This window comes from Streptococcus sanguinis, from assembly GCF_020729765.1.
GTDB classification, from domain to species: domain Bacteria; phylum Bacillota; class Bacilli; order Lactobacillales; family Streptococcaceae; genus Streptococcus; species Streptococcus sanguinis_Q.
The window spans coordinates 1-26,946 of record NZ_JAJEPD010000021.1 but is presented as its reverse complement, the minus strand read 5'-3'; the positions used below and the strand labels follow the sequence as shown (position 1 = coordinate 26,946).

At 41.6% G+C, this 26,946-nt stretch carries 31 protein-coding genes and 2 pseudogenes; 14 read left to right on the top strand and 19 right to left on the bottom strand.

What is annotated here, in order from left to right; genetic code table 11:
- Positions 1-219: 219 nt before the first annotated feature.
- From K4H96_RS01765 to K4H96_RS01730, 8 genes are all read left to right on the top strand, one after another.
- On the top strand, positions 220-486 hold the full coding sequence (locus K4H96_RS01765; RefSeq protein WP_227956331.1) for a hypothetical protein: 267 nt from the start codon (positions 220-222) through the stop codon (positions 484-486).
- A gap of 72 nt (positions 487-558) precedes the next feature.
- Positions 559-1,542: a hypothetical protein gene (locus K4H96_RS01760; RefSeq protein ID WP_002920372.1), complete on the top strand. Its 984-nt coding sequence runs from the start codon at positions 559-561 to the stop codon at positions 1,540-1,542.
- Between the two features lie 72 nt (positions 1,543-1,614).
- Positions 1,615-2,505 (top strand): hypothetical protein, encoded by an 891-nt coding sequence (locus K4H96_RS01755; RefSeq protein ID WP_061592449.1) that lies wholly within the window; start codon positions 1,615-1,617, stop codon positions 2,503-2,505.
- 226 nt (positions 2,506-2,731) lie between these two features.
- A complete protein-coding gene (locus K4H96_RS01750; protein ID WP_004185210.1) occupies positions 2,732-3,628 on the top strand; it encodes a hypothetical protein in 897 nt (298 codons plus the stop codon).
- A gap of 453 nt (positions 3,629-4,081) precedes the next feature.
- The gene (gene dapD, locus K4H96_RS01745) at positions 4,082-4,780 is read left to right on the top strand and encodes a 2,3,4,5-tetrahydropyridine-2,6-dicarboxylate N-acetyltransferase (RefSeq protein ID WP_002905478.1); all 699 of its coding nucleotides are present in this window, start codon (positions 4,082-4,084) and stop codon (positions 4,778-4,780) included.
- Between the two features lie 75 nt (positions 4,781-4,855).
- Positions 4,856-5,989 carry an N-acetyldiaminopimelate deacetylase gene (locus K4H96_RS01740; protein ID WP_004185212.1) on the top strand — a complete coding sequence of 378 codons (1,134 nt, stop codon included), beginning with the start codon at positions 4,856-4,858 and terminating at the stop codon, positions 5,987-5,989.
- 20 nt (positions 5,990-6,009) lie between these two features.
- Complete coding sequence (locus K4H96_RS01735) at positions 6,010-6,549, top strand: 5-formyltetrahydrofolate cyclo-ligase (protein WP_223337747.1); 540 nt, start codon at positions 6,010-6,012, stop codon at positions 6,547-6,549.
- The gene (locus K4H96_RS01730) at positions 6,530-7,213 is read left to right on the top strand and encodes a rhomboid family protein (RefSeq protein WP_223337746.1); all 684 of its coding nucleotides are present in this window, start codon (positions 6,530-6,532) and stop codon (positions 7,211-7,213) included. Before K4H96_RS01735 ends, K4H96_RS01730 begins: the two co-directional genes overlap by 20 nt.
- A gap of 98 nt (positions 7,214-7,311) precedes the next feature.
- Here the strand turns inward: K4H96_RS01730 and galU are convergent, their stop codons facing one another.
- Complete coding sequence (gene galU / locus K4H96_RS01725; protein ID WP_223337744.1) at positions 7,312-8,217, bottom strand: UTP--glucose-1-phosphate uridylyltransferase GalU; 906 nt, start codon at positions 8,215-8,217, stop codon at positions 7,312-7,314.
- A 16-nt stretch (positions 8,218-8,233) separates the two neighbouring features.
- The gene (locus K4H96_RS01720) at positions 8,234-9,256 is read right to left on the bottom strand and encodes an NAD(P)H-dependent glycerol-3-phosphate dehydrogenase (protein WP_002922579.1); all 1,023 of its coding nucleotides are present in this window, start codon (positions 9,254-9,256) and stop codon (positions 8,234-8,236) included.
- Positions 9,257-9,415: 159 nt separating this feature from the next.
- Here K4H96_RS01720 and K4H96_RS01715 point away from each other — a divergent pair, with 159 nt between their 5' ends.
- The 4 genes and pseudogenes from K4H96_RS01715 to K4H96_RS12350 all read left to right on the top strand — a co-directional run bounded on the left by K4H96_RS01715 (position 9,416) and on the right by K4H96_RS12350 (position 12,893).
- On the top strand, positions 9,416-11,122 hold the full coding sequence (locus K4H96_RS01715) for an ABC transporter ATP-binding protein (RefSeq protein ID WP_223337743.1): 1,707 nt from the start codon (positions 9,416-9,418) through the stop codon (positions 11,120-11,122).
- A gap of 1 nt (position 11,123) precedes the next feature.
- A pseudogene (locus K4H96_RS12360) lies at positions 11,124-11,262 on the top strand (ABC transporter ATP-binding protein); the annotation flags it as partial.
- Positions 11,241-11,969, top strand: a pseudogene (locus K4H96_RS12355) (ABC transporter permease); the annotation flags it as partial. The pseudogenes K4H96_RS12360 and K4H96_RS12355, both read left to right, overlap by 22 nt.
- A 135-nt stretch (positions 11,970-12,104) precedes the next feature.
- Entirely contained in the window at positions 12,105-12,893 is a 789-nt protein-coding gene (locus tag K4H96_RS12350) for an ABC transporter ATP-binding protein (protein WP_404969055.1), read from the top strand.
- 115 nt (positions 12,894-13,008) lie between these two features.
- On the opposite strand, the gene K4H96_RS01705 is transcribed toward K4H96_RS12350, so the two are convergent.
- Entirely contained in the window at positions 13,009-14,982 is a 1,974-nt protein-coding gene (locus K4H96_RS01705) for a peptide ABC transporter substrate-binding protein (RefSeq protein WP_223337740.1), read from the bottom strand.
- A gap of 227 nt (positions 14,983-15,209) precedes the next feature.
- On the opposite strand from K4H96_RS01705, the gene K4H96_RS01700 reads away from it, so the two are divergent.
- The gene (locus tag K4H96_RS01700; RefSeq protein ID WP_002934505.1) at positions 15,210-15,899 is read left to right on the top strand and encodes a gamma-glutamyl-gamma-aminobutyrate hydrolase family protein; all 690 of its coding nucleotides are present in this window, start codon (positions 15,210-15,212) and stop codon (positions 15,897-15,899) included.
- 636 nt (positions 15,900-16,535) lie between these two features.
- Here the strand turns inward: K4H96_RS01700 and K4H96_RS01695 are convergent.
- The 15 genes from K4H96_RS01695 to K4H96_RS01630 all read right to left on the bottom strand — a co-directional run bounded on the left by K4H96_RS01695 (position 16,536) and on the right by K4H96_RS01630 (position 25,835).
- A complete protein-coding gene (locus tag K4H96_RS01695; protein WP_042763052.1) occupies positions 16,536-16,880 on the bottom strand; it encodes a hypothetical protein in 345 nt (114 codons plus the stop codon).
- A gap of 159 nt (positions 16,881-17,039) precedes the next feature.
- Positions 17,040-17,231, bottom strand: coding sequence for a hypothetical protein (locus K4H96_RS01690; protein ID WP_002922570.1), 192 nt, complete (start codon positions 17,229-17,231; stop codon positions 17,040-17,042).
- A gap of 937 nt (positions 17,232-18,168) precedes the next feature.
- Entirely contained in the window at positions 18,169-19,434 is a 1,266-nt protein-coding gene (locus tag K4H96_RS01685; RefSeq protein ID WP_223337739.1) for a hypothetical protein, read from the bottom strand.
- 125 nt (positions 19,435-19,559) lie between these two features.
- Entirely contained in the window at positions 19,560-19,889 is a 330-nt protein-coding gene (locus K4H96_RS01680; protein ID WP_223337738.1) for a hypothetical protein, read from the bottom strand.
- A 12-nt stretch (positions 19,890-19,901) separates the two neighbouring features.
- The gene (locus tag K4H96_RS01675; RefSeq protein WP_223337737.1) at positions 19,902-20,447 is read right to left on the bottom strand and encodes a hypothetical protein; all 546 of its coding nucleotides are present in this window, start codon (positions 20,445-20,447) and stop codon (positions 19,902-19,904) included.
- Positions 20,448-21,097: 650 nt separating this feature from the next.
- Positions 21,098-22,747, bottom strand: a complete 1,650-nt coding sequence (locus K4H96_RS01670) for a phage/plasmid primase, P4 family (protein WP_125330777.1) — start codon at positions 22,745-22,747, stop codon at positions 21,098-21,100.
- Positions 22,744-23,259 carry a hypothetical protein gene (locus tag K4H96_RS01665; RefSeq protein WP_124766051.1) on the bottom strand — a complete coding sequence of 172 codons (516 nt, stop codon included), beginning with the start codon at positions 23,257-23,259 and terminating at the stop codon, positions 22,744-22,746. The genes K4H96_RS01670 and K4H96_RS01665 overlap by 4 nt, the downstream gene beginning before the upstream one ends.
- Positions 23,256-23,543 (bottom strand): hypothetical protein, encoded by a 288-nt coding sequence (locus tag K4H96_RS01660; RefSeq protein ID WP_125330778.1) that lies wholly within the window; start codon positions 23,541-23,543, stop codon positions 23,256-23,258. Before K4H96_RS01660 ends, K4H96_RS01665 begins: the two co-directional genes overlap by 4 nt.
- 1 nt (position 23,544) lies before the next feature.
- Positions 23,545-23,763 (bottom strand): hypothetical protein, encoded by a 219-nt coding sequence (locus K4H96_RS01655; protein ID WP_125330779.1) that lies wholly within the window; start codon positions 23,761-23,763, stop codon positions 23,545-23,547.
- Between the two features lie 10 nt (positions 23,764-23,773).
- A complete protein-coding gene (locus K4H96_RS01650; RefSeq protein ID WP_125330780.1) occupies positions 23,774-24,016 on the bottom strand; it encodes a hypothetical protein in 243 nt (80 codons plus the stop codon).
- Positions 24,006-24,302, bottom strand: a complete 297-nt coding sequence (locus tag K4H96_RS01645; protein WP_125330781.1) for a hypothetical protein — start codon at positions 24,300-24,302, stop codon at positions 24,006-24,008. Before K4H96_RS01645 ends, K4H96_RS01650 begins: the two co-directional genes overlap by 11 nt.
- Before the next feature lie 26 nt (positions 24,303-24,328).
- A complete protein-coding gene (locus tag K4H96_RS12270) occupies positions 24,329-24,463 on the bottom strand; it encodes a hypothetical protein (protein ID WP_255297061.1) in 135 nt (44 codons plus the stop codon).
- Between the two features lie 23 nt (positions 24,464-24,486).
- Positions 24,487-24,747 carry a hypothetical protein gene (locus K4H96_RS01640; RefSeq protein ID WP_125330782.1) on the bottom strand — a complete coding sequence of 87 codons (261 nt, stop codon included), beginning with the start codon at positions 24,745-24,747 and terminating at the stop codon, positions 24,487-24,489.
- A 239-nt stretch (positions 24,748-24,986) separates the two neighbouring features.
- Positions 24,987-25,394, bottom strand: coding sequence for a DUF1492 domain-containing protein (locus K4H96_RS01635; protein ID WP_125330784.1), 408 nt, complete (start codon positions 25,392-25,394; stop codon positions 24,987-24,989).
- 255 nt (positions 25,395-25,649) lie between these two features.
- A complete protein-coding gene (locus K4H96_RS01630) occupies positions 25,650-25,835 on the bottom strand; it encodes a hypothetical protein (protein WP_125330785.1) in 186 nt (61 codons plus the stop codon).
- Positions 25,836-25,988: 153 nt separating this feature from the next.
- Here K4H96_RS01630 and K4H96_RS01625 point away from each other — a divergent pair, with 153 nt between their 5' ends.
- Positions 25,989-26,438, top strand: coding sequence for a helix-turn-helix domain-containing protein (locus K4H96_RS01625; RefSeq protein WP_227956330.1), 450 nt, complete (start codon positions 25,989-25,991; stop codon positions 26,436-26,438).
- A gap of 315 nt (positions 26,439-26,753) precedes the next feature.
- Here K4H96_RS01625 and K4H96_RS01620 read toward each other — a convergent pair.
- Positions 26,754-26,946 (bottom strand): hypothetical protein (locus tag K4H96_RS01620; RefSeq protein ID WP_227956328.1); only part of this gene is annotated, 193 nt, incomplete at its 5' end.

Here is a 26,946-nt window from a genome sequence, read left to right as displayed (position 1 = left end):
GCTGCTCTTTTTTAGCTGACGCCGATTTACCTCCTGTAAATTTAGCCTTGTGCTGTTGTCTCAATGACTCTAAATCTCTTTTTTTCATCCATCCTCCTATTGTATTTTTTTAACTCTATGCTTTTAGCACCTTGAACAAAATTAGCTTCTACATCAAGCACTAAGTGTTTGTTTCTCCTGCTCCATCCTCTATTCAGTCATCATCTTAGCAGCAATAGTTTGCCAAATCGAAATTCTCAATTAACTCGTCAAGATTTTTCTGGTATAGAGAAAGGRAAATCCTACCAAGAAGTTGTCGGTCAATTGGGATTGCCAGATAGTCTTTCTATCTATACAAATTACATATCTTCTAGCAAAGTGTCTATTAGTTATCAGTTATCTGATGGCCAAATAGTTCATCTTTCTTTTGGAGTCTCTGATTCTCAAGGTTATATATTAGAAAAAAATCCTGGTTTAGAGGATGGAGCAGGAGAAACAAACACTTAGTGCTTGATGTAGAAGCTAATTTTGTTCAAGGTGCTAAAAGCATAGAGTTAAAAAAATACAATAGGAGGATGGATGAAAAAAAGAGATTTAGAGTCATTGAGACAACAGCACAAGGCTAAATTTACAGGAGGTAAATCGGCGTCAGCTAAAAAAGAGCAGCGACAACCTCAAATAAGTCCTGATATTGATAAAACGAAAGAAGAATCACAACAGTTACCAACAGGAGAGAAGAAACTCGAAACAAAAACTGATTGGAAGCAAGGGGAGTTTGTAGAGAAGAGGAGAAAAAATTTAAAGTGGGTCTGGACAAGCGGGTCAATTCTTTTAGTGATATTGGTGCTTGCTTCTATTTTTTGGTATGTTTCTTCAAATAGGAGAAGCCAGGAACGCAATACTTATCAATCTAGTTGGTCCTCTAGTGAGGAAAGTGAGAGTTACTCTTTTTCGGAAACCTCGTCTCGCTCATGGGAGGTTCCTGAGGACGAAGACTCTCAAGAGGCCACAGCTTATGTTGATAAGAAAGCAGCAAGATTCGCTTGGACATTTGATGATATCTTATCACTTCAAGTCTATTCATCTGAACAGCAAGGAAGTGGACAAGACGCCCCAACTGCCGAGGAGATTATCGAACGGTTTGGGAAGGCAACATCAGGAGGAGAGAGTAACAACGGTAGCGATGATACACTTTATCTTTTTTATAGTGAATCGAGTGGACAACAAACAACTAGTCTTTTGTTCAAAAAAATTGACGGCAAGTACCGACTGAGCACAATTCGTGGTAACCAACTGAGCAGCTCGCTTTACTCAAGTGGCTCAGAAACGCTGACTGAAGCAGATTTCCAGGACTTGAAAGCAGACGAATTTGGACAAGGTGCCCACATTCAAGATGTGGTGTCGCGTTTTGGTTTGCCACAAGTTATCAACAAGTCTGTAGACTATAAAGACAGAACGATTGTCTATCTCAAATATAAGCTGACGAATAAAAGCTATCTTTACTTAGACTTTGCCTTATCAAAGACAGGAGATTATCGACTGACTCGGAAGTATGTTTATTGATAAGAAGATTCTTATTCTATGGTTTAGAATTATTTGTTTGGGGATGATAGTTGGTTCATAAAGGAGAGAAGGATGCCAAGAAAAGACTGGGAGAGTCTGCGCCAGAAGCGTCAAACTAAATTTCAACAGGGTCAGAAGAGAGCAGGAAAAGTTCAAGGAGAACAGAAACTAGCTATTACTGAAGCAGAGTACCAAGAATTTGCGAAGAATAGGGTGGAAAACAAGAGCTCTACTCAGGTCGAGAGAGACGGGAAAGGAATTCTTGGACGTAAGCTTGTTAATAAACAAGTGTTGTGGTCATCAGTAGGTTTCTTGTCCATCTTCTTGCTTTTATCAGTTCCTTATTTGGTAAAACAGCTTGAATACTTCTTATCCCCTCAGAGAGTATTGGATGAATATGTGGATGAGGGGAACGATCATTTTGACTGGACTTATGAGGATATTAGCCAGCTTCAACTACAGAAAAAAAGTGATGTTGATGAGCGAAGCGGGTCTGGACTAAGCCCCAAGGATATTGTGAAGAAATTTGGTAAAGCGCAGTCAGGTAATCTAGCTCCTTTCCTGAATCAGACTGCTGGGCGCATGAGTCTTTTCTATTCTCGAGAAGAACCGCGGCAGCGTTTGTCTTTCTACTTTGAAAAAATAAATAATGAATATCAATTGTCAGGTATTTATTCTTATAATCTTGCTAGTTCGCAGCATGCTCAAAGCCGAACAGATCTAAAAGAGGAAGATTTTGAACATCTTGTCCTTGGTAAAGAGTTTCAAAACGAAGATGGAACTAGCTATCAGGAAATTTTAGAAAAATTTGGTTTATCAAAATACATAGAAATTGATTCCGGTGGCGAGAGTGGTCAAAAGCTGAATGTTTTATATAAGTTGGAGGATGGGAAATATGTAAGTCTCTGGTTCACCGTTTCTCAGGCCGGTGACTATCTTCTTTACGAAAAACATATCACCTGATGTTAGATACCTTGAGAGCGAAAAGTATCGGTAGGCAATAATCGGAGACGCTTATGAGTATTCATTATTGGGGAAAACTGAAGCTATTCTCTATTGCGCGACCAAGGTTCATTTTAATTGAATGGATAGTATTTGTCAGATTTTGAAAAAGTAGGCAGATGGTATTCTTTGTTTTGAAAAAATAATTGCTAGAAAAAAGGAATTTGGTTTATTTAAGGAGAAGAGCATGGGAAGAGGGCGGAAAGTTCAACGGGAGTGGTCAAAGAAGCCAGGATTCAACAAGCAAGCAACTAGTGTGTTCTCTGATAGCAGTCCTCAGGGGGAAGTTTTTGAGGCTACAGCTAAAGAAAAACAGCAAAAAAAGTTGGCAGGTAGTCGAAAACCTAAACTTATATCAAGTTTAGGTCAGTCTCGATACGCCTCTTTGTTAGTAGTTTCTACAGGTCTAGTGCTAATTACTTGTTTTGCAATACTTGTATCATATATGTGGCCAAGGTCCAAGCAAGTACGAAACCAGTCATCAGTGCAGTCTACTAGTACAGTTCAGAATGAATCAGAAGATAACATAAAGAAGCTGACTGAAGATTATTCTGACCTTATAGAAGAGAATCGACAAATAGACTTCCAAATAGAAGATATACTACAGATGGTAAAAACGATGAAAGAACCTAATGTGCTTCCACAGGATGTTGTCGAGAAGTATGGAAAAGCTAGTTCCGGTAGCATCGATAATAGCGTGAAAGGCAGCCAATTAGTTGAACTGACATATAAATTAATAGGAGAGAAAGGAGATATTACCTTAAGGTTTAGGGATGTTGAGGGTAGAACAGAGCTCTCATTAGTATACGTTAGACTATTCCGTAATGCTTGGGGGCCAGTTACGAAATCGGTCGATGATTACCGAACTCTTATCCCTCAAGATAAGCAAGAAGGAGTGGAAGTAAAACAGGCCATAGCAGAACTGGGGATGCCTAAAACTATTTATGCTTCTAAATCAGTTAAGGGGCAAGTTGATTCAATTAGTCTAAGTTACTCAACCACAGACAATATGACTGTTTCTTTGTATTTTGACGAAGTGAATGGGCTTTACCGTCTAAAAAGTTTGCTGACTAGCACTGTCTGAGAAGATAGACCAGAAACGCCAGAATCTTCTTTAAAAATCAAGAGGCTGGTGAAAATAGAACTAAAAAAATCCTGATGAGAGTATCAGAAAGGCATTGGGGAAGTAAAAGTCTAAGGAATAGATGGAACCAATYGCAATGGGCCTTATCACAATCGGGTATCTAGGGAGTCCCTAAAACATTGGAGCTTCCAAATACTTATTATAAAGTAGGAATCAAGGAGTATTAATCTGAGTCTATGTTAGATAGAACCTACTGTCATTTGGACTGTGCGGAGGATAAAGATAGGAAACTTCATTTAAAAAATATTCAATCCTCTGAATAGGGAATAATATCGTTCTAAGAAAGTTCAAACTAAACTTCTGAATTGTGTTATAATAGATAAATATTGGATGGCTAGGAGAGAGTGTATCTTTCTCTAAATGAAGAAATAGAAAGAACAAAGAGGTAAAGCTATGTCTGCTACTAAAATGAACGCTCAAGAAATTATCAAATTTATCGCTGATGCCAAGAAAAAAACTCCGGTCAAGGTGACCTTTGATGGAGAATTGCACGGATCCATCCCTTGGTCTGTTGTGAAGTTAGGCAATGTTCTTTTTGGAGACTGGGAAGAAATTAAGCCGCTCCTAGCGAACTTAGAGGAAAATAAGACCTATGTCGTAGAGCAGGATGCCCGCAACTCAGCGGTGCCGCTTTTGGACAAGCGCGACATCAATGCCCGCATTGAGCCGGGCGCTATTATCCGTGACCAAGTCGAAATTGGTGATAATGCTGTCATCATGATGGGGGCAGTCATCAATATCGGTGCGGAGATTGGTGCGGGAACCATGATTGATATGGGCGCTATTCTGGGAGGCCGAGCGATTGTCGGAAAAAACAGTCATGTCGGTGCTGGTGCTGTTCTGGCGGGAGTCATTGAGCCGGCTAGTGCTGAGCCAGTTCGGGTTGGAGACAATGTGCTGATTGGTGCCAATGCGGTTGTAATCGAAGGTGTACAAATTGGCAGTGGTTCCGTTGTTGCGGCTGGTGCGATTGTGACCCAGGATGTTCCGGAAAACGTAGTGGTTGCTGGCGTTCCGGCACGAGTTATCAAGACCATTGACGAGAAGACCCAGCAGAAGACAGCTCTGGAAGACGCTCTGCGTACTCTTTAAAAATAGCATAAAATGAATTGATTGGGTGTGCCCCAACGATCTGACTAGTCTGACAAGATTTTAAAGGAAAGAAAAATGCTTGATTATCTGAAAATTCGCCGTGATTTACACCAGATACCAGAAATCGGTCTGGAAGAATACAAGACTCATGCCTACCTGATGCAGGTCATTGATGGCCTGACAGCTGGTCTAGACTTTGTGGAAATCCGAACTTGGCGGACTGGTATTTTGGTCTTTATCAAGGGAAGTTCCCCAGATAAGACGATTGGCTGGCGGACAGATATTGATGGTTTGCCGATTGTGGAGGATACAGGACTGGACTTTGCCAGTACTCATGAAGGTCGCATGCATGCCTGCGGACACGATATGCACATGACGGTCGCTCTAGGCCTGCTGGAGCAAGCTGTGAGCGCTCAGCCTACCCACAATCTGCTCTTTCTCTTTCAGCCTGCAGAGGAAAATGAAGCAGGTGGAATGCTCATGTACGAAGACGGTGCTTTTGGTGACTGGCTGCCAGATGAGTTTTACGGTCTCCATGTGCGGCCAGACCTCAAGGTCGGCGATATTGCCACTAATAGAGGAACGCTCTTTGCTGGCACCTGTGAAGTCAAGCTGACTTTTAAGGGTAAGGGGGGCCATGCGGCCTTTCCTCATGAAGCCAATGATGCTTTGGTGGCAGCTAGCTACTTTATCACCCAGGTGCAGACCATTGTCAGCCGCAATGTCGATCCTATCGAGGGAGCGGTGGTAACCTTTGGTTCGCTCCATTCTGGCACGACCAACAATGTCATCGCAGAAACGGCCTTTCTGCATGGTACCATTCGGACTCTGACTCAGGAGATGAACCTCTTGACCCAGAAGCGCTTACGGGAAATCGCAGAGGGCTTAGCCCAAAGTTTCGGTCTGGAATTGGACTTGGAGCTTAAACAAGGTGGCTACCTGCCTGTGGAAAATCATCCTGGCTTAGCAGACGAATTGATGGACTTTTTCCAGAAGGAAGAAGGAGTGGAGCTGATTGATATTGCGCCGGCTATGACAGGCGAGGATTTCGGTTATTTGCTCAGCAAGGTCAAGGGCGTCATGTTCTGGCTGGGAGTGGATAGTCCCTATGCCCTCCATCATCCCAAGATGACACCGGACGAGGCAGCACTGCCCTTTGCTATTGAAAAGATTGGGAAATTCCTAGATTATAAAATCAACGAAAGATAAGAAAAAGGTGGACGAGCTGCATGAAAAAAGAGCTGAGACAAACTGTACTGAACCAGATGAAGAAACTGACAGGAAAAGAAAAAGAGCAGGCAGATAACTGGCTGACCCAGCACTTGCTCAGTTCGGCAGCTTATCAAAAAGCTCAGGTTATTGCTACCTATCTTTCTATGCCGCATGAAGTCTCAACTGCAGCCTTTATCAAGCAGGCTCAGTTAGATGGCAAGCGGGTTTTAGTGCCCAAAACTTATGGCCGGGGCCGGATGATATTTGTGGATTATGATGAAAGCCACCTGCAAAAAAGCTCTTTTGGTCTTATGGAGCCGATAAGTGAAGAGGCTGTGGACAAGACAGAAATTGATCTGATTCATGTGCCGGGTGTGGTTTTCAATTCTCAAGGCTTTCGGATTGGTTACGGCGGTGGCTACTATGACCGTTATCTGGCTGATTTTGTAGGAGCATCCATCAGCAGCATCTATAGTTTTCAACAGTCTGATTTTGAACCCGATTATCACGATATAGCAGTAAAGGAAGTGTTGACTTATGAACTACATCTACGATAAAAAATATCCTGTAACCAGTATTTTGCTAATTCTGACAACGCTTGTCTTTGTGGGGATGCTTATTTTACGTGGCTTTTCTTATGCTGAAGCACAAACGGTCTTTGAATTTGGAGCAGTGTATTCTCCAACTATTATCATGAATCCCATTCAGATATGGCGCCTCTTTTCTGCTATCTTTGTGCATATTGGCCTGGAGCACTTTGTGGTAAATGTCATTACTCTTTATTTTATTGGACGGCAGGCAGAAGACATTTTTGGTTCGCGAAATTTCTTTCTGCTCTATATGATGTCTGGCCTGATGGGAAATATCTTTGTCTTCTTTTTCAGTCCAGATGCTCTATCAGCAGGAGCTTCAACCGCCTTGTTTGGACTTTTTGCCTCTATCGTGACCCTGCAATATGTCGTTCGCGACAGCTACATTCAGCAGCTGGGGCAGTCTTATATGACCTTGATTGTGGTCAATATCATCTTTAGTTTCATGCCTAGTATCAGCTTGGCGGGGCATTTGGGAGGTTTGATTGGTGGCATACTCTGTGCGGTCATTCTCCCTATCAAAGGCTCAAGCAATGCTTTTAAACCAGTTCAGCGCTGGCTAGTCTTGTTTGGCTATCTAGCCTTGGCTGCCCTTCTGATTTTTCTAGGCTTTCATCATTCCTTGATTTAAAAAGTGTGTATAAATAACTAACGATATATAAAAAAAGAGGTTGAAAACCTCTTTTTTATAGCTGAAATTTTATTTTTAAGGCTAGTTGTTTGGATTAATTATTTTTTACTTTGTTTTTTCTCTAATGTATTACCCAAGTCAATGATATACTGCTTCAAGGAGTCTTTGACCTGCGGATGCTTGAGGGCGTAGTCGATTGAAGTTTTCATAAAGCCGAACTTGTCACCGACATCATAGCGATCTCCCTTAAATTCGCGAGCGAACACGCGTTGCGTCTTGTTAAGAGTATCAATCGCATCGGTCAGCTGAATCTCATTTCCAGCACCTGGCGCTTGCTTTTCTAAGATTTCAAAAATTTCTGGTGTCAGCAGGTAGCGGCCGATAATAGCCAAATCACTCGGTGCATCTTCAGGTTTTGGCTTTTCGACGAAAGTTTCCACGCTGTAGAGACCTTTGACACCTTCACCTTGAGGGGCAATCACACCATAAGAGGAAACTTCATCATGAGGGACCTGCATGACAGCTATGGTAGAAGCATGAGTAGCTTCGTAGTCATCAATCAATTGCTTGGTCAGCGGCACAGCCTTATCATTGGTGATGTCCATAAGGTCATCGCCAAGCATGACAACGAAAGGCTCGTTTCCTACGAAAGCCTTGGCCTGAAGGACAGCATCTCCCAGTCCGCGCGGATGGCTTTGACGGATGAAGTGCAGACCGATACCAGTGGTTTCATCAACTAATTTGAGCAAATCGTCTTTACCCTTTTCTTTGAGATTGTATTCTAATTCAAAGTTTGAGTCAAAGTGGTCTTCGATGGAGCGTTTTGACTTACCTGTGACAACTAGAATATCTTCAATTCCAGATTTGAGAGCTTCCTCAACGATGAACTGGATAGTTGGCTTGTCAACAATCGGCAACATTTCCTTGGCTAGAGCTTTAGTGGCTGGCAGGAAGCGGGTTCCGAGGCCAGCTGCAGGGATGACGGCTTTCTTAACTTTTGACATAATTATTTCCTTTCTATTAGAACGAAGTCCATTCGTTCTCAGCCTTGAATTCATTGTTCATGATTTCATAAATGGCATCTTTGATATTACAATTTTGATAAATAACCTTATAAATAGCCTGGGTAATCGGCATATAAACATCCAGCTCTTGAGCCAGTTCATAGGCTGCCTTGGTGGTAGAAATCCCTTCAATAACCATGCCCATATTGGCTTCAATATCAGCTAATTTCTCGCCGCGTCCTAGAGCATTGCCGGCCCGCCAGTTGCGGGAGTGGACAGAGGTTCCTGTGACAATCAGGTCACCGACACCAGATAGGCCGCTGTAAGTCAGAGGATTGGCTCCTAACTTGACACCTAGACGCGTGATTTCGGCCAGACCGCGTGTGATAATAGCTGCCTTGGCGTTATCACCATAGCCTAGTCCATGGAGAGCACCAGCTCCAACTGCGATGATGTTTTTCAGAGCGCCTGCAGTCTCTACTCCGATGACATCGGTATTGGTGTAGAGGCGGAAGTAGTGATTGCTGAAGAGCTCCTGCACATACTTAGCTGTTTCCAGATCCTTAGAAGCAGCGGTGATCAGGGTAATATCGCGTACAATGGTTTCCTCAGCATGGCTGGGACCTGAGACAACGACAATCTCGCTACGTAGCTCTGCAGGGATTTCTTCTTCTAGGATAGTTGAAATCCGTTCGTGAGTATTGGGCTCCAGTCCCTTGGAGGCGTGCATGATTTTCACCTTGTGGTCTAGGGCTTGAGCCACTTGTTTGGCTACCAGACGGGTTACCTTGGTCGGCACGACAAAAAGCACGGCATCTGCATCTTTTAAAGCTTCTTCTAGGTCATGATAGGCCTTGATCTTTTCATCCAGTACAATATCTTTGAAATAGCGTTTATTGGTGTGTTCGTCGTTGATTTCGTTGATTTGTTCAGCGATATTTCCCCAAATACGAACCTCATGTCCGTTGTCATTTAACACTTGTGATAAGGCTGTTCCCCAAGAACCAGGACCAATCACAGCAACTCGTTGTTTATCCATATCTTCTCCTTATGATGAAATTCCGAGTCTGAATTTAAATCGGTTTTAGAGTCTATATCTCATTTTACCATATAATATAAGAAATTTCTTGCTTGACATTGTTTTTATCTGTGATATAGTAAGGAAACTAAGTCAAATATGAAAAAAGTAGGAGGAAGCATGTTTTTTAAAAGTCTATTAAGGTATAAATGGTATGCCCTGAGTTCGCTTTTGATGACCTCGCTGATGATTGCCAGCTCTCTTTTACTGCCCTGGTTTTTAAAGCACATCTTAGATGCTTTGCAGGAGCAAAATAGCCAGACCATCTACAGTATGGGCGGTTGGCTGATTGGCATCGGTTTTGTCGGACTGGTGGCAGGAGGGATTAATGTGACCTTGGCGGCTTATATTGCCCAAGCTGTCTCATCAGATCTCCGCGAGGAGACTTTCCGCAAGATTCAGACCTTTTCTTATGCCAATATCGAGGAATTCAACGCTGGTAATCTAGTCGTGCGGATGACGAATGACATCAATCAGATTCAAAATGTAACTATGATGCTCTTTCAAATTCTTCTTCGACTGCCCATTCTTTTTATCGGATCAGTTATCTTGGCCATTGTGACCATGCCCTCTCTCTGGTGGATTATCTTCTTGCTGATTGTGCTCATAGCTGGTCTAACGGCTGTCATGATGGGGATGATGGGGCCTCGTTTTAAGAAATTCCAGACTCTTTTGGATAAGATTAATGCCATTGCTAAGGAAAATCTTCGTGGTGTGCGAGTGGTCAAGTCCTTCGTTCGGGAGGAAGACCAGTTTCATAAGTTCAGTCAGGTGTCTGATGAGCTTTTGTCAGAGAATCTCTATATCGGCTATGCTTTTTCAATCATTGAGCCGATGATGATGTTGGTCGGCTACAGTTCTGTTTACTTGGCTATCTGGACTCTATCTGGCATGATTCAGGCGGAGCCAGGACTGGTCAGCTCTATCGCTTCTTTTATCGGTTATCTGAGCCAGATTATTTTCACCATCATTATGGTTGGTTTTTTGGGAAATGGCGTGACGAGGGGAATCATTTCTATCCGTCGGATCAAGGAAGTATTGGCGACGGAGCCAGCTATGACTTTCCCAGACTCACCAGATGAAGAACTAGAAGGCAGCCTCAGCTTTGAGCATGTGACTTTTTCCTATCCCAATGATGACGAGCCAATGCTAAAGGATATCAGCTTTGAGGTAGAGCCTGGGCAAATGATTGGCGTTGTCGGTGCGACAGGCGCTGGCAAGTCCACCTTGGCCCAGCTGATTCCCCGTCTTTTTGACCCGCAGGAAGGTTCGGTCAAGATTGGCGGTCGAGATCTGCGAGAGCTTAGTCAGGGAACTCTTCGTAAAAATGTTTCTATCGTGCTGCAGCGGGCGATTCTATTTAGCGGGACCATTGCGGATAATCTCCGTCAGGGCAAGCTCAACGCTTCATTGCCTGAAATGGAGCGAGCGGCTCGTATTGCCCAAGCCAGTGAATTTATCAGCCGTATGGAAGAGAGTTTTGATAGTGCAGTGGAGGAGCGTGGCAGCAACTTCTCCGGCGGTCAGAAGCAGCGGATGTCCATTGCCAGAGGTGTTGTCAACAATCCCAATATTTTGATTTTAGATGATTCGACCTCAGCCTTGGATGCCAAGTCAGAAAAGCTGGTTCAAGAAGCCTTGAACAAAGAGCTGCAAGGAACGACGACGATTATCATCGCTCAAAAGATTAGCTCCGTCGTTCATGCAGATAAGATTCTGGTCCTGGATCAAGGGCGGCTGATTGGCCAAGGGACGCATGCGGAATTGGTCGCCACTAACGATGTCTACCGTGAAATCTATGAAACTCAGAAAGGAAAGGAGGACTAAGATGCGGACGATTGCATTTTTCTGGCAATATTTTAAGCGTTACAAATTATCCTTTACCGTTGTCCTTTTGATGATGATAACAGCGACTGTTTTTCAGGTCCTTTTTCCGGTTTATGTCGGTCAGGCTGTTCAGCATTTGGTTGAGTTGGGACGTGCTTTTGCAGAGAAGGGTGAGACTGATCAGATTCTGTCAACTTTTGGCAGCGTCATGGGCAGTGTATTGGTGTCCTTTGTCTGCCTGTCTGTTTCCAGCTTGATTTACATGGTTTTGATGACCCGAGTTATTGCCCATTCGACCAATGAGATGCGCAAGGGCCTGTTTGGCAAGCTGTCCAAGATGACAGTTGCTTTCTTTGACCGCCATCAGGATGGAGACATTCTGTCGCGCTTTACCAGCGACTTGGACAATATCCTGCAGGCTCTAAACGAGAGTATGATCCAGGTTATGAGCAATGCCTTACTCTATCTGGGCCTCGTGATTATCATGTTTGTTCAAAATGCTAGATTGGCCTGGATAACGGTAGCTAGCACGCCGGTTGCTTTTCTTCTTTTAGTGGTCATTGTTAGGCTGGCTCGGAAATACACCAATCTTCAGCAAAAAGAAGTCGGTCGCCTCAATGCTTATATGGATGAGACCATTTCCGGTCAGAAAGCCGTTATCGTTCAGGGGATGCAGGAGGAGGTCATCAAAGGTTTTATTGAGCAGAATGATCGAGTGCGCTCAGCAACCTTTAAAGGCCGGACATTTTCGGGGCTTCTTTTCCCTATCATGAACGGGATGAATTTGATTAATACAGCCATTGTGATTTTTGTTGGTTCGGCTGTCTTACTGAGCGACCCTAATGTCGAAACGGCTGTTGCAGTTGGCCTGATTACCACGTTTACTCAGTTTTCCCAGCAGTATTATCAGCCCATCATCCAGATTGCAGCCAGCTGGGGCAGTCTGCAGTTGGCCTTTACAGGGGCTGACCGGATTCAGGAGATGTTTGATGCGCCTGAGGAAGTCCGACCAGAGAATGCACCTGCTTTCATAGAGCTTACAGACTCCGTGGAGATCAAGCATGTGGACTTCTCTTATGTAGAAGGCAAGCCTATTCTCAAAGACGTATCTATTTTAGCCCCTAAGGGCAAGATGACGGCTGTTGTTGGACCGACTGGTTCAGGTAAGACGACCATTATGAACCTGCTCAATCGTTTTTATGATGTGGATAGTGGCAGCATTGAGTTTGACGGTCGCGACATTCGGGACTATGAGCTGGATAGCTTACGGAGCCATGTGGGCATTGTCTTGCAGGATTCGGTGCTCTTTAGTGGTACGATTCGGGACAATATCCGCTTCGGTGTGCCGGATGCCAGTCAGGAGATGGTAGAAACGGCTGCGCGTGCGACTCATATCCATGACTATATCGAAAGTCTGCCAGACAAATACGATACCCTGGTAGATGATGATCAGAATATTTTCTCAACTGGGCAGAAACAGCTGATTTCCATTGCTAGAACCCTGCTGACTGATCCGCAAGTCTTGATTTTGGATGAAGCGACTTCTAATGTCGATACAGTAACAGAAAGCAAGATCCAGCAGGCTATGGAAGCCGTTGTGGCTGGCCGGACTAGCTTTGTCATTGCTCACCGCCTCAAGACAATCCTCAATGCCGACCAGATTATCGTCCTCAAAGACGGAGAGGTTATCGAACAGGGCGATCATCACCATCTCCTCAAACTCGGCGGTTTCTATTCAGAACTCTATCACAACCAGTTTGTCTTTGAGTAGATGGTTGGTTTTGCAGCTGGATAATCAGCCGGGCTTTAAAATATTAAATAGAAAATTTTAAAAAACCAGCAGGTTTCTGTTCCTGCTGGTTTTTTAATTAACATCAAAGTAGTGATTATTTCACATGTTTAGCCAGATCTTCTTGGGCCTTTTTATTGGATTCCTCTTTTTCTTTTTTCCACTTTTCTTGGGCCTTTTGATAGTCTTTAGTTGTGACAATCTCATCACTGATTTCCACGTATTTATGATAGTTGGCGTCTTTTGTACCTGTCTGAGCATAAGAGTTAGTAAATGGCACAATCCGAGAAATGAACGGTGCTGCTCCTCTGCTGCTCATAGTTGGCACAACGAGGGCACTATCTGTCAGCCATGCTTGAGCTGCAGCATATTTTTCATAACGCTTGTCAACATTTTGTGTTTCGTTTCCGGCCTCTTCAATCAGTTTGCTGTACTCATCCAGTCCTACAGCTTTAGCAGCAGCATTGTCTTTGTCTTCAAATCCAAGGTAGGTTCTGGTCTGAGTGCTGTTACCTGGGACTAAAATGTCTAGGTAAGTAGATGGATCTTGGTAGTCTGGCTCCCAGCCAACGAGACCGTTGATATCCCAGTCTTCCTGGCTAGCAGCTTCAGCATTGAAGGTGATGTTTAGTGCTTCGTCCTCAGCCAGCATCTGTAGATCTACAGAGACATTGTCCTTTCCTAAAGCCTCTTCTAATGACTGTTTCAGAGATTGCATACGGTTGACGAAGTTAGTAGAATTCTGAGTGACAGGAACATCTAGGTGAATTGGGAATTGTACGCCTTCATTTGCAAGAGCCTGCTTGGCTTTGGCAAATTCCGCCTTGGCTTTGTCAGTATTGTGGAGACCGTCTTGACCGTCATCTAGCTTGATACCTTTCCACTCGTCACCATAGGAAGCCAGTGATTCTTCGACAAGAGTGCCAAATTCCTTGCCATTGGCTTGTACGAAGGTTGGCGGAACAAAGAGATTACGGACAGCTGGCTTGGCTGCATCTTCTCCGTTGACCTGAGCTGAATAGCTTTCGCGGTTAAGGGCAAAGGCTAGAGCTTGGCGGAAGTCTTTGTTCAGCAGAGCTTTTTTGGTAGCTTCTTTTTGTTCATCGCTGGTTTTAGAAGTATGGTTATAACTTTGACGGTCAATGTTAAAGCTGATTAGACCAACCCCCGCTCCTGCTTCTGTCATGAAGATATTATCTTTGTATTTCTCAGCGATTGAGGAATAACTGGAAGTTGCTGGGTAGAGTCTTGCCAAACTGTAGCCGCCATCTCCGAAGGTCCGCGCTAATGAATCTTGGTCAGAACCATCGTAGTAAGACAGTTTGACACCATCAATCTTGACCTTGTCCTTATCCCAGTAGTTAGGGTTCTTCTCAAATTCGACAGAGGATTTAGAAGTAATGGATTTCATGATAAATGGACCGTTATACAGAATGGAGTCGGCTTTGGTTGCCTGACCGAATTCCTTGCCTTGCTTTTCTAGGAAGGCCTCGTTGACCGGCATCATAACACCTGATGTTGTTTTAGAGTTCCAGTAGGTTTCAGGCTTGTTGAGTGTATATTGAACCGTATGATCGTCCAGTGCCTTGACTCCAACAGCTGAAAAGTCTTTGTTGGTACCGGCTGCATATTCACTCAGTCCCTTGATAGAATCTTGGATAAGAGGGAGGGCGTCTGATTTGATATCGGCAGCATGTTTGATACCTGTTACAAAGTCCTGAGCCGTGACATCTGCGTATTCTTCGCCATCAGCGGTATACCACTTGGCATCTTTGCGCAGCTTATAGGTATAGACGAGACCATCTGGAGAGACTGTCCAATCTTCTGCGATAGACGGAGCTAAGTTTCCATATTTATCATTTTCCAGCAGGCCATCTACACCATTTGTAGTCAGCTCGTGGGTAGATACCTTTGCGGACTGGATGTAGTCCAAAGTCGTTGGATCAGACGTAAAGACATAGCTGTAGATTTTTTTGCTGGATTGGGAACTTCCGCCTCCAGAGCAAGCTGTAAGTAAGCCGACAGAGAGCAGAGTGAGACCTGCGGCAAGAAGAATATTTGATTTTCTCATAGGGACCTCCAAGTCATGAGTTTTTACACTGCTTATTATAACAAATTTCTGTCAAAAGTAAATAATTTTCTGATAATTCTGAAATGTTTTTCTAAATTTTAAAAAGAGATTTATAGTGTTGCATATTCTGATAAAAAATTTTTATAACCAGCTTTAAAAAAATCTATTGGACGGCTTCGCAGAGGAGTGGTAAGATATACTATATCAAAATAAGGGGGAATCACGGTATGTGCAGAACAATTGTTGGAATTTCAGCCAATCTTTGTCCAGTAGATGAAGCTGGAAAAAATATTCACACCTCTGTTTCACGCAAGTTTGTGGACGGCGTACGAATGGTTGGTGGCCTGCCGATGGTGATTCCCGTTGGAGATAAAAGTTTAGTTCAGGATTATGTAGAAACGATTGACAAGTTGATTTTGTCAGGCGGGCAAAATGTTCACCCGCAGTTTTATGGGGAAGAAAAGACCATTGACAGCGATGATTACAATATTGTCCGCGATGAGTTTGAGTTGGCACTCTTGAAAGAAGCTCTGCGCCAAAACAAGCCTGTCATGGCTATCTGCCGCGGTCTGCAGTTGGTAAATGTTGCTTTTGGCGGCACTCTCAATCAACATATCGAAAATCACTGGCAGGGCTTGCCATTTGGTACTTCGCACTCCATTCGCACGGAGAAAGACAGCGTTGTAGAGCGTTTGTTTGGTAAGGCTAGCCAGATTAATTCGGTTCATCGACAAAGCATCAAGGACTTGGCACCTAATTTCCGCGCGACAGCTTTTGATCCAAGAGACAATACCATCGAAGCGATTGAATCGGTTGACAATCATCGTATCATAGGCCTTCAATGGCATCCGGAGTTTTTAATAAACGAAGAAAAGGGCAATTTGGAGCTGTTTCAGTACCTTTTGCAAGAGCTGTAAAAAATAATTTCATTTTCTTAAGTTACTTTTAGGAAAATTTAAGATAAGTGTTCTATACTAAGACCATAAACAAAGACCTCCTAACTTTGTTTAGAAATCCTAAAACTTTTCTTTTTCATAATAATCTCCCTATAAGAACCGCCCAATTGGCGGTTTTTTTGCTTGTTCTTTGCGAATTTAGTATAATAGGGACAGCAAAAATAGAAAAGAGAAATGCATGAAAATTCGCGGAATATTCTTCTAGTTATTCTTACAGCCCTTTTTAAGCTATTAACCCTTGATTGTATAAGGTTTTAGAAGAAATTATATATCATACAAGGTATTTGATGTTCTCTCTTAGTCCACAAAAAGGTGAACAAAAAAAGCCCTAAAAAAAGGGCGTGAAAATTATGAGTTCAGCAGGCAAGAAACTAGCACGGTCAAACGTGCTTTTTTAATTGCTTGATGTCATTATACCATATTTTGCTTTTTGAATGTAACGTATCTCACCAGAGCATAATACTTTAATTTTTAAAAAGAAATGTTGTATGTTAAAATAAGATAAGGAACTGGTTTGGCACCCTATGGCCTCTTTGAGGTCGGCGCCTAAGTCAGTTCCTTTTTGTAGTTCGAGATAGAGCAACAAGGATATAAAAATCATGTCTTATACACCAATAAAGCGCCCTCCCGATAGCTTTTAGCAAAATCAAGCAAGATTTCAGTTTTAAGGCACTTATACTCTATTTTATCAACGCAAAGCACTTTGTATAAATCGCAAAGCTTTTTGGTCTCTTTTGGCTTTTTTGTAAACAAATTAGCGAATATCTCACGCTTTACCTCGTCCAGATTATCTCTGTAAGCTTCAATCTCTGTAACCAACTCCACAGCCTTATCCTTGAATGCTCCATGCTCGTTTTTTCGTTCCGCTAGTGTATGCAGCGATTTGTAACTTTTTAGAAAATAGTAAGCTCTTCGTGTGCTCTCTATTTCATCTAAAACCATATAGCTTAATCCTTTCCCTTTTAAGTAAAAATATTGTATACTAAAATTAAACAAAGGAAGTAATCTTGTTCCCCTTGTCCACTGTGTGGTCGGAATGATGGTTTCTTCCTTTTTTGTACTCCTGATCACAATATAAGCACCCTGACAACTGCAACGTGCTTATAATATAATTTTAACTTCCTTAATTTCGTACTCGAAGAGTTTCGTCCATCGTATTCCTGACTTAACTGACAGCGCATCATATTCTTCATCAAAGATATCTTTATCCTCATAAAGACAGATACCTTCAAATTTTTGATTATCAATATCAATAATTCTGACAACTTTGTTATTGAATTTCTTGAGTTCCATCAGTCTCCCCCTTTCTCAGTATGTCAGTAAAATGAACATCAGTTAGCCTATATTTAAATGAATTGATTGTCTCATTGCTTATTTTCAGGGGTGATTTTGTTTAACCAAGCATTAGACTAGTATTCTTCAGAAAAAGGCCTTGTCAATCAATCGCTCATATTTCTCAATGGCATTATACTCAAAATCTTGAAATTTCGCCACAGATATAGGAGTGTTTTTGATATCTAAATCAGATATAGAATTATTTTCTTAGGTTAACTGCCCCAAAGTTCAAACAAGCAGAATTTCCTCTCTTTTCCCTTTCTTTTCAAGCAAAAATGTTGTATACTCTAAGTAATGAGGATTGGTTTCGTGCCCCTTGTCCGTTTTCACGGTCGGCACTATAGTCAATTCTCTTTTTTTATGCTCTGATAAGGCTCCTTGCTTTCTTTCAGGCCGATTAACTTTCTTTCTTCAGCTGCAGCCTTTTTCTCCGAACTCCATTTTTTAGAATAGACAATCTGCCTGCGCCCACTTCCTGAAGGTAGTCAACAGGACACCTGGAATTACTGTGCCTCTTATATACTTCAATTAGGAGTCTGGATAATTATAAGCTCCTGCTATACCCTTAAATCAAGATTCTACTGTCTAGCTGATTTACAAGGCCGTCTAACTTATATCAATTTAAAATCGAACTATGAACAGAGGTCTTGTTTTTAGATTCATCATTCAGAATATTTTAGATAAACTATGAGTACACGATTGCTTTGTCATAATCACCGCCTAAAAAGCCCTCTAACAACCTCTTAGCTATATTGCAATACCCAATGCCATCTGATAAATTAGAAGCTGTTAAAGAGCCACTCAGAGCCTCAGAGAGAGTCCGACCGTCATTCTTCCTGAAGAGGTAGAGGCCTTTCTGGCGCTGAGTTATCAAAAAAATATAGGGGCAATATCTTTAACCTTTACCCTGACCTGACTCTTGAGCATTCGCAGGCTTATCAGAGCCCTTTATGCCTGTCAAGTCTCGGATGATATCAGCATCAAGATAGCCAGGTATTGCTTGATTGAGCTTGATAGCTCCATCACCAATCATGGTCAAGGTGTTAGCGTCTGCCTCAAAGAGAGGTTCCCATTTCGCGACCGTATTCACAAACTGACTGCGCAAGTATTTCCATTCATCACGCAAGCAAGCTGCTACATACGCCACATTCAGCAAACCAGACCCAAGAGAGCGCTGTGCCTTGCGTCCAGCAAGTCGCAGATTCTCATGGCTTGCCCTGATAGCTTCTGCAGAGGATGGATTGTCTGATACAAAGCCAAGGTCATCGAGTGTCAATCCCATTTCACCAGCAAAACCGGCCGCTGCTAGTCGAAGCTGTTCGGTAAATGGTGACATGTCCGATGTAGTGAACTGACCAACTGTAGGCTTCTCCCCGTCGTCATCCTTGGTGAACTGCAGCATGCTGGAGACAGTTGCTTTCCAAGTATCCATTGGCTCAGCGTCTTGACTCAATCCCAAGACATACTTTTGAGGGAATGAGTAGAACTCAGCTGTCACATCGGCTCGCTCAAGTGTCCGTTTAGCATACCTCTGATATGACATACAAGCCCTTGTTATCCTTGACCGTCCAAAAGGACGCACAGCATCTGGTCTATGAATAATCGGAACTAATAAAGGAGTACCTGCAGGATTTGGAATCATGAAATCTTTTCCTTGTTTCAACAAATACCAGGTTTCTGTCGGTGTGAAATAAGCCTCTAAAACGGGCACCCCATACTCATCCCTTTTTAATACTGCATATCCTTCGGTTAGTAAGCCAGTGATAGGATCTATCACACCAGTAGCGTTGCTGGCCTCGATTACTTGTAGTCTAGGTGTATCATCTTCACCTTTAGAGATATAGACGAAAGCACAAGAGCCAATTAAGGCTGATAAGATGACCGAGTCAAAAAAGACATCAGGATTATTTGCCTGAAAAATCTCATTAACCTGAAAATCATCGTTTTCAAACTCTCGGAACACCAAACGATCCGCAAGGCTATCAACACCCTTAGCAGCCCATCCAAGAACAGCTCTATACTGTTCACGAATATTAGCTGGTATCGTGATGCTAATCATTCTCTCACGATATTGCATCGCGTACTGCTTATATCTCATGTCAACCCTATCCCTGACATTTGCCAGCTTATTTCTTAGATAAGGTATTCCTTTTAAATCCATTTTGTTTTCATATCCTTTCATTTCGCGCGAGAAAATTTGTACAGTGACGGCGTGAAGCTCTCAAGCTCCAAGGGGGAGGGGGATACCCCCCATACCAGATTTTAAAAAGAAAATTTTAAAAATAATTATTTTAGTTCTTTTATCATTTTTCTCATTGCATCATCCAGCGCCTTTTCATCATCTGTCTTTACACCGTGAGCTTTTTTAGAAGCTTCTAGCTGTTGTTTGGCTTCAAGTTCTGCTGCTTGATAGCCTGCAGCTTCTCGCTCCTCTTTCATCTTGTTCAGTGATTTCATCCAGAGTTCTTGTGTTGAATCATATTGAGCTTGGGACTTTCGTCTTATCGCTTCTAAGCCTTCCTCTGCTTTCTTGCGTCGCTCTTCTTGTTCCTGGGTTGCTCCCTCAACCAACTTGTCATACCAAGAATAAGAATTGTTCTGTTCTGTTTCTGTCATATTATGGTCTCCTTATTTCCTAAGTTCTTCAAATTGAACGAAATCAAGTACATCTTTTATCCCTGCAATGGATCTACCACGATAGCTATCAAGAGGCAGGGAGGGGATAGATGGAGTGTTCATAACGTCATAGGTCAGGAGTCTTGTAAGTTCATCAAACTGATTATAAATTTCTCCTGATTTTGCTGATAGCTCTCGTAATGAATCGTACAGCGGTTTAGCCTTTTCAATCAGCTTCTCGCTCTCTTCTCTTGCTGCGGAATGAATCCTATCCTGATATTCTCTGCATTCTTCGGATGTAATCCTCTGAGTAGACTCCAATTCCTTGAGTTTATCATTCAGAAGCTTCTGAGTCTGCTCTAAGTTCCACAGTTCCCCTACTTTTTCAGACAAGATTTTATAGTCAGTTTTGCTTTCTGCCTCTTTCTTCTCTGCTTCCTTTTCCTTTATGTCTTTAGATAGCGACTCTATTTGTTGGCGCAATCTATCGCATTCTTGGTTTTTGTTTGTAACAATCGCTGTCAATTCAGCTTTGATTTGATTTAGTGTTTCAGTCATTTCTTTGTCTCCTTTGCTTTGCTAGTAATTTACTTCATTAGTTCTATTCTTCAATCATTTTATAGTTTTGTCTCATTTCTTATCCTAGGTTTTTCTAACATTATCACCTCCTTTTTCTCCTGCTTGAATTTAACATATCTTACATTCTGTTAGATTCAACTAGCCTCGCTTAACCTTAGTCTTATCAAGGCATTGACCTGTTTTTCTTAAAATGAATTTACAAATTCTCAATATGTTAAATACAATAGATTTTTATTGCTAAAATTCAATGTATTTCCAACCGTGCCATGCTAGTTTATGAAAATCCTAGACCATGAGCTGCTTACTGTATTTCTAATTCCTCTGAGCTAGAAACTTGCTAATATATGATGTAGTTTTAAGTTTTTTCTAATTGATGATGGTTTTTCTTGAATTGATGCCGGTTTTGATGCCGGTTTTCATTTTTGAAAATCCAGTATTACCAAGGGTTGATGACGGTTGATGACGGTGATACGGTTTTTTTTAATTTCTTTTTTATTTTCTTTTTTTATTCCTTTCTTTTTTATTTTTTCTATTTTTCTTAAAAATATCCGTCATCAATCATCAAAAGGGTCATCAATATATGATAATAAAGGATTTTTGCTTTTCACCTATCCGACATCTTGCCGGCATCATCCGTCATCCAATTCCCTGTTTTTCAAATAACCCTTTTCTTGCCCTCTCTTTTCTATTCCCTTGCCTTGCATTCTATCTGTGCTGTAATTTTTAGCTGCATAGTGAGGGAGGTCTTCCTTAGGTGAAAATCCTCTTGGCAACATTTGACCAGCTGGAATGTTGGCTATACCAGGTTTAAAACCATCTGGAAGATTGTTTTTAATCTCTCTATGCAGAGCATTGGGAGTCAGATCATTTTCTATCTGATAATACTCCTTAAAGCTCAGCCAAATGTGCCAGACAAAGGAGTTAGGGAGAAAGGAAGATACTAAGTTTTTCTTAAAGAAATTGCGAGTAAAGGATACCACCTCATTCACCTCTTCTTGAAAGTCGTAAACTGCTTTTTGAGACGCTTGAGGATTTAACTTTAAATCTGTCTTAGTGTTTAAAGCTAGGCAAAGTAAATACTCTAGCACCTCTCTGCGGCAGATATAGTCATCTTTGATGGCTGGGTTTACCTTTCCAGCAAAACCGCCTTTAAATGGCAAAATCCGGAATCGTCGACCAATAGCATCAGAATCACCGTTTATGATAGGCAGACCATTGGATGACTGGATGATGGTCATTTTTAAATTGACAGAGTAGGGTGTTTTCCCTTTTTCTTCAATTTTGATAGGATCTCCAGTGGTTAAACTAAAGAATGTCGATACATCTTTGATTTTCACTCGAACTTGGACATCATCACCTATTACAACGGTCTTGCCTACCAGTACAGAGGTCTCAAACCGGCTTTTATTCACCTCGTTTATTTTTAGGTTTGCCACATTTTGAGCGCCTACAAGATTTTTTATCAGCTCTTGAAAGGTTCCTTTACCAGTTCCCCCTTTGCCTAGTAGCCAAAAAACATTTTTCAAGCTCTCGCCTGTAACGCTGGCTTTGATGATTTGCAGTGCCATCCTATACAGTTCATCGTCTCCTCCGAACAGATTTTTCAGCCATTCGGTTACTTTCCAGCCTTTTATATTAGGTTCTTTTGCATCTGCAATATAATTACAGTCAATCTTCCTAATTACAAGCTTTTGGGGGCTAAATGGCTCTGTTTCGCCGGTTTTAGCATTGTAAAGCAGATTTCCCAATGCAGTATAACGATTATCAGCTTTTCTGCTGATAGCTGCTCTGGATAGCTTATAGATAACATCAAGGGCTTTGCGTTCCGTCAGCTCTGGATTGACAACGAAAATCAAATCTTTTATAAATTCCTCGTTTGTCTCGTAGAAGCCCCTATCAGGATTGTAATAATACAACGGTTCCCGTTGCCCCTCCATGTCATTCTTTAATCTGACAAAGTGTAGCCGTTGGCGTAGAAATTCAGCAATTTGTAATGCGCTCCGAGGCATTTTCCTTGCGGCGGCTTTCCTAGCCTTTTCCTCGGCTGTCTCTTCTGCAGTTTCTGGAGCTGTTGCTAAGGCTTTCTGATAAGTCTGTTCGTACAGACTTTGGAGATCATCTTTTAAAAGCTTCCTAACACCCTTGAAAGTCTTAAAATAACAGTCTTCTTGTAATTCTTGGGGCTGCCCTCGTTCCTGGTTGTCCAGTTCTGTTGACTTATCCTGCTTTACCCCTCTGTCATCCTCGATGATCGACTGTATGATTTCTTTTTCTGTCAAGTTACACCCCTTTCTAAATTGCTTAATTCTTTAATAAAATATCTGGCAAGGGCTGGGCGCTTCACAATAGCGGAGAATAGCCCTGCTATATCCTCACAACTATAGCCATTGATATATAGTAAGCGGACGAATAAGGCTGTTTCTTGCTTGGTGTAAAGGCCTAGCGTCAAAGTTTCTAATATCCAGCCAGTCAGTTTTATCCCAGTTCCCTGGCGGTTTTCCTTGATTCTGACTTTTTCAAGGTCTTTTAAGACGGTTATTAGATCTGGCTTAGCCAGAGATATTGGCATATCTCTTACTAATTTCCAGCCGGCTAGTTTCAGATCCTTGCTTTCTAGCTTTCTAAATTTGATGCCTTTATAAGTGAATTCTGAAATATAAACATCCAGTGGCTCAAAATAGAGGAACTTGTAGTAATTCCCTTTTTTATAGACAGCAGTGGGGTTTTCTTTCAAGAAGCTAAACAGTTTCATTGTCTGAGGAGTAAAAGTTAATTCCATAATTGTATTCATGCTCTTCCTCCGTTATCATCTACTCCCAGGAAAATCAAAATATCTTTTATTTTGTAAAATACCTTGCGAGTATCTTCGAGCGGCGGCTGGTAGCGTTTCAAACCTTCCGATTCCCAACGTTTCAAAGTGTTGGCCTTAATTCCTAATTCCTCTCGGACCTCTGCAGCAGACATTAAACCCAGATGTTTAGCCTTTGGACGTGCATAGGATTCCAAGAAGCCAGCAACCAGAGATAGAGCCTCTGTTTTTAATTCCTTTTCAGTTTCTGCGCTGAATAGTGCCATATCAAGGCCACCTCCTCTGATTTGCCATGACCTTGCCGGCAATTTTCCCTAGAGTTTTATTCATAAGCAATATTTTTTTATCTTGCTGCTCCAATAGGTCCAATGTTTGACACAATATCTTGGCCATAAGTTGCTGGTCTTCTCTTGTTGGCTCATTCTTGCAAGTTTCAATAGCTTTAAGGCTTTCTTTTATTGCTTTGATATCTTTAGACTTAATCAATGTTCGTGCCTCACTTTTTTCTTTTTAGATTTTCAATTTCCTTGGTCATGCTACGAATGGTTTTCTGTTGTTCTTCCAAAATCCCAATTATTCTGCCTATATGGTTACTTATTCCAATAGCGAACTCACAAACCATGCTATTGAATGATCCATCATTCTGAAAGGTTGCTAGATTCGCTTCCTGGTCTTTTAATTCCTGCATATACTCCGAGAAATTGACAATATTATCGCTTAATTCAAATTTATCGCCCATTTTTGAAAGCCTCCAGCTCCTCAGCATCGTCGCATTCCAAAAGCTGACTAGCTATATCATCAAGCTCGGCTATAATCGTTTCAAATACCTCATAGGAAGAGCTTAGATAGTTAGTTGCTAGGTGTGTAAAGGTGAATAAATCTCGGTCTTTTGCAAGAGACACCCCAGCTTGAGCCACTTGATCCATTTTAATTGTCTTTAGGATATTAGACAGTCGGCAGCCTAAGCTCTGCAGCTCTTCGACAGTAAGTTGTACAGTTTTAGTTTGTTCTGTTTTTTCAGTCATTTTCTTGTTCCTCGCTTCCTTAGTGCTTATTTTCCGAGTTGTCGGATAAGGGTTTGCTTTTCTTCTTCGTTTACTGTATCTGCTACAAAAAGCACATCTAGCTCTTTAACGTAAAAAGCATTACGATTTAGTTTGTTGTGGTCAAAGATTGAAATTTCCATATTCTTCCCTCTCCTAGATATTTCTAATCGCTAGTGCTTATCATTTGGAAGTCCTGGAAGCTGTCGCAAATTCGATTAAATACGTCAATTAGGTCATTGTCCTCGACATATACAGCAGTAAGCTGTCCGTTGTTTTTGTATGTCAGTTCAATCACTGGCTGGGCATAGTTTCCAATCATGTAGCCCATTAGAGCATGGCCGCCTGCTTGTGCAGTATCATGATTTAAAAAGTCGTAAGTGAAAGTCCGTTTTGTTGCTTTATCTGAAAATGTTTGTAGTTTCATGTTTTTTCTCCTTTAGTTGTACTTGCGTCCTGCAAGTTGGATATATGCTCCGTATTCGGGGGTTAGTTTGTTGGCGGTGCTTTCTTCCGTCTGAGAGCTTTCGGCCACTCTAAGGTCCTCTAGTGAGCTCTGAGAGCTGTTTAGATGCCATAGCTTCCAGATTAGGAATAGCAGTAGTGAGACAAAGATGATTGCTTGTCCTGGCGTCATGTCAATTTCTTGAATCATTTGTTTTATCCTCATTCAAAAATTTCTGCGAGTTCTTTATAGATATGATCAGGAATTTCATTCAGCGCTTGCTGCTGCAGCTGGATAGCTTTGAGGCGGTTGGTGTCACTAGCGGTTTTCTTTTCGATAATCTCGCGAGTAGCCATCACCTGCTTGTAATAATCTTCTAACTTTAGCTTACGGCCGCCTGATGTCTGTTCTTCTTCCTGCTTCTTGTTTCTCAAAAGCTCAAAGCTGACGATTTCCTTGTTCTTCATGGTGAAAGCTATAGCCTTACGAGCTTTCCAGTTGTTCAAGCGAACTTTTATCTGTCTGTCGGTCCAGTCTGGCAGGCGCTTTCTAAGAATGTCCATAGTAATCTGACCTTCGTCTTGCCAAAGCTGGGCTAGGTCTCCTTGTGTAAATGGTGTTTTAGTCATGTTGATTATCCTTATCTATTTCCCTTAGTCTTTATCGGCAGTTTATAGAGTCGCCTCTCTGAGCGGTTGCATTTGATATCCCTTTTTGGTATAATCTAAGTATAAAATGTATTCTTAAAACCCTTACGGCTTGCCTGCTAGTAAGTGTTTGAATATCTTAGTGTGAAAGGCTTGTCAGTTGGTTCCTGCATTAAGCCTTTTTTTGTTGCTTCTAGACTTATTCAGCCTAATTGTATTAGTGATGTAAGCTCCCTTCTAATAATCTTCTGCTAGCCATTCCATGGCTTTTTGGTAAACGCTTGGCTTGACATCGCCCCCGTCTCGGATTTTCCGATAGGTTACTTGCGTCACGCCAATCTCTTCGCCTGCTTGCTTGGAAGTCAGTTTCTTGTCAGCTTGCTTTCGGCGAATAGCCTTTGCTTGAGTTGAGGTAATAAGCAATAGATTTGACTCTCCTTTCCACACGCCACTTCTGGCGTTTTATGATTCAATAATACACCATATTATGACGTGTGTCAATAGATAAATATCATTTTTTTGAAAAAACTTGCCATATTGTGGTGCGTGATGATATAATTTATACGAGGTAATAAGATGAACAAACTGAAAGAATTACGAAAATCCAAAAATTTAACGCAGCAAGAATTGGCAACTGAAACTAAAATTCCATATCGAACTATTCAACGCTGGGAAAATGGAGAAAGCAATATTAAACCGGAGAAGGCCTTTCAACTTGCAGATTTCTTTGAAGTGTCAGTTGGTTATTTGTTAGGGTATAGCGAACAATCAGAAACTCCTTTTGAGAATAGCATACCTACACCTAGAGAGTTTTCCTCTTGGAAAGAATTCGATTAWATGCAACTGGTAAAAACTGATCTAGATTTTTGGACCTATGAAGAATTAAGAAAAAAACTTGATCCACTTTTAGTTGAATTAATAATAAATTATTCTTTTTGCGATGATGAACGGCGGGATTTACTTAGAGAAATTGCCAAAAAATTTGCCGAAGGTGATGCGGTTTCCTTGCTACATAGCGAAAAATAGTTCAGCTCAAACAAAGTTCTTAGTCAAGTAACATCGTTGACAAAAGGTAAACAATATCATAGAATGGAGGTACTTAAGAAATAGCTATCAGGAAAACCTACGGGCCCTGAGTGCGGAAGGCATCTCCAAGGAGGTGTCTTTTTTGGTTTGACCATTCTTTAAATATCTTGTCTAAAAAGAGAGTAAATACTGTAATATAGTTGATAGCGATATTACTCAAATATTCTCCAAAAGCCCTAAAAAAGCTTCTCTGATTTTTAAAGACTCATGAAAGGAAATAAATGACTAAAAGAAAAGAACTTTGTTTGAGCTGAACTATTTTTCGCTATGTAGCAAGGAAACCGCATCACCTTCGGCAAATTTTTTGGCAATTTCTCTAAGTAAATCCCGCCGTTCATCATCGCAAAAAGAATAATTTATTATTAATTCAACTAAAAGTGGATCAAGTTTTTTTCTTAATTCTTCATAGGTCCAAAAATCTAGATCAGTTTTTACCAGTTGCATATAA